Origin of the sequence: Streptomyces sp. BE20 (genome assembly GCF_036322525.1) — a bacterium.
Classification (GTDB): Bacteria; Actinomycetota; Actinomycetes; order Streptomycetales; family Streptomycetaceae; genus Kitasatospora.
The window spans coordinates 1-304 of record NZ_JAQYWW010000693.1; the positions used below are offsets into that span (position 1 = coordinate 1).

Sequence of the window (304 nt, forward strand, 5' to 3'; positions counted from 1 at the left end):
CAGACCGGTCGCCGTTGTCGGCCTGTTGGGCGGAGAGGGTGCAGAGGGCGTCGGCGAGCTTGATGAGGAAGGCGTCGGGGGAGGGCCCGGTGTCGGCGAGCTCGATGTAGTGGCCGACAGCCTCGGTGGAGGAGGACAGGGCGGCAGCCCTGACGCCGTGCCCGGCCTGCCGGGTCGCGAGGTTGCTGAGGGCGCCGGCGAGCCGGGGGAGGTAGGCGGCGCGGTTGGTGTCGGCGAGCGTGCGGTAGTGGGTGACGGCTTCGGTGGCGGAGGTCAGGGCGGCTGCCCGGTCGCCGTGCTCGGC

The 304-nt window shown here is 74.3% G+C and carries 1 protein-coding gene; it reads right to left on the reverse strand.

Annotation, left to right across the window (positions count from 1 at the left end):
- The coding region (locus PUR61_RS15815) for a hypothetical protein (RefSeq protein ID WP_443035175.1) at window positions 1-304 on the reverse strand (304 nt) is incomplete at both ends.